General features: G+C 69.1%; 4 protein-coding genes. All 4 read right to left on the bottom strand.

Features of this window, described 5'->3' with window-relative positions:
* Nucleotides 1-309 precede the first annotated feature (309 nt).
* Nucleotides 310-579 carry a helix-turn-helix domain-containing protein gene (locus AC0Z36_RS29520; protein ID WP_485466155.1) on the bottom strand — a complete coding sequence of 90 codons (270 nt, stop codon included), beginning with the start codon at nt 577-579 and terminating at the stop codon, nt 310-312.
* 16 nt (nt 580-595) lie between these two features.
* Complete coding sequence (locus AC0Z36_RS29515; RefSeq protein ID WP_485466154.1) at nt 596-1,018, bottom strand: PIN domain-containing protein; 423 nt, start codon at nt 1,016-1,018, stop codon at nt 596-598.
* Nucleotides 1,015-1,218 (bottom strand): hypothetical protein, encoded by a 204-nt coding sequence (locus AC0Z36_RS29510; protein ID WP_485466153.1) that lies wholly within the window; start codon nt 1,216-1,218, stop codon nt 1,015-1,017. Before AC0Z36_RS29510 ends, AC0Z36_RS29515 begins: the two co-directional genes overlap by 4 nt.
* 489 nt (nt 1,219-1,707) lie before the next feature.
* Nucleotides 1,708-1,937: hypothetical protein (locus AC0Z36_RS29505; protein WP_485466152.1), on the bottom strand; the 230-nt coding region annotated here is incomplete at its 5' end.

Here is a 1,937-nt window from a genome sequence, read left to right as displayed (position 1 = left end):
CCGACGATCCAACCACACGCCGCAGCAGGACCTCACACGCCGTCACGGAAACGCGTCCTGCATCACGCTCCGATTACCCGCTGAATGTTTACGTCGTGATGCCTGGTTCCGGCTCGTGCCGCGCGGTGCTGTTCTGCCTGATCAGAGCATGTGCGGCCGGTTGGGCCGTGGCGGTTCGTGTCGCGCCGTCCGGAGGCGTCCGTCCACCGGCCGTCCACCGGGGCGGTTCCTGGCAGAGCCCAGCAGGCGGACTGCGGGGCTTGTCTCATCTGCACAAGTCCCCTCATGCCCGGCCGACCAGCCCGGACGTCACATAGGTGACGGTGCATCAGGTTGTCGCGGATCGTCGAAGTCGGCCTCCAGCCGCAGCCGCCCGCCCAGCGCGGTGATGTACGAGGTGATGGTGTCGATCTGCGGGGCTGCCTGGCCGCTTTCGATCTGGGCGACGCGGGCCTGGCTGACGCCGAGTTCGGCGGCCAGCCGGCGCTGACTGTAGCCGCGGGAGCGGCGGGCCTGGGCGAGGAACGCCGCGTACGCGGGCCGTGCCGGCGCGGCTGTGATGGTGGGGTCGGGATTCATGTACGGGACCTCCGGGTCAGTCGACGCTGCCGCGCGGGGCGATCCACACATGCGGCTGCCGGGTAGCCTGGGCGACAGTCTCGAAATCCGCGTCGTAGTGCAGCAATGTCAGCCCCGTCAGCTCCGCGACGGCGGCGGTGAGCAGATCGACCGCGCCGGGGCCCTGGTGGCGGCCGACCTCGACGAGTTTGTTCTGGACCTGTCGGGCGCGGGCCAGGGCCCGGTCCGGGGTGGCAGTCCAGGTAAACGCCTCGGTCAAGTAGTGGTCCAGCAGCTTGCGCTCGGGGTGGCTGCCCGCCGCGCGGACCAGTTCCAGTTCGGTGACCTCGCATACGGCGATGGTGCCATCGGCGACCGCGTCCGCCCAGCTGCGACGGAGCTCGGGCAGGCGGAACAGTCGGTTGCAGGCGCTGGTGTCGATGAGGTACGACGGGCTCACGCGACGCGGGCCCGCGCAGCGTCGGCGTCGGTGTCGGCGGTCATCTCGGACAGCCGCTGCAGCGCGGCACGGCGCTGGTGGACGGCGCCGATGGCGATGTCGATGGCCTTGTCCAGGGTCTGGGCGTCGTCGTCGGTGCGCAGGAGGTTTTTGGCCTCGGCGAGGCGTTCGTCGTCGATCTCGATGGTGATCACGGCCATGGGTCCTCCGGGTGCGGGCAGGGGACACCCAGCGGCATCCGATAAGGAAAAGCTTATCACTGGCCGGCTGGATGGAGCCGGACCCGCACGGGCGGCAGGCCACCTGCCTTCTCGCAGGCCCCGTGGCCGCACGGGATCGACGACACCAGCGCGGCCAGTGCCACTGGGATACCGGCGCGCCGAGCCCGGACCGACGACGCGGGCGACTGCGGGCGGCGGGCACGCACTGGAACGTCGTCAGCCCCCATGGAACGGCATATCGCCGGTTAGCGGTTCGCACAACAGACAGCCGAGCGAGCAGACGTCCGACGCAGCGGTCACTGCCCGCCCGAGGCCCCACGCCGACGACATGTACGGCGGCGTGCCGACAGCTCGGTCGATCTAGATCAGCCGCGGCGGCGAGCCCGCCCCGCGCGGGATCGCGCTACCGAAATCGAGCATCTTCACGACGCCACCGTCGAGGAGCATCACATTGGCCGCCGTCGCGCGTCAGCCCTTCAGCGCCGCGTCCAGCTTCGCGGACTGCTTGGTGACCAGCGCCGCGTCGGGCAGTTCGTTCGTCGCGCCGCTCATGTTGTGCCTTGACCATTCTGAGAGGGCGTTTACCCAGGAAAAGACCCATGGGAGGCTTTTACCTCTGCTCCAGCTTGTGCTGTATGCCTGATTAGTTGAACTTGTCCTAACCTGCGGCGGGAGGACGCCTGTCCGTCTCCGGTGGT

It is taken from the genome of Kitasatospora sp. UYEF31, from assembly GCF_057291755.1.
Note: the sequence above shows the minus strand (reverse complement) of the source record. Positions and strands in the feature narration are given on the sequence as shown.

What these genes read in the sequence shown, in the direction of transcription:
- AC0Z36_RS29520 (WP_485466155.1), bottom strand. Translation starts at nt 579, where the DNA reads ATGAATCCCGACCCCACCATCACAGCCGCGCCGGCACGGCCCGCGTAC.
- AC0Z36_RS29510 (WP_485466153.1), bottom strand. Translation starts at nt 1,218, where the DNA reads ATGGCCGTGATCACCATCGAGATCGACGACGAACGCCTCGCCGAGGCC.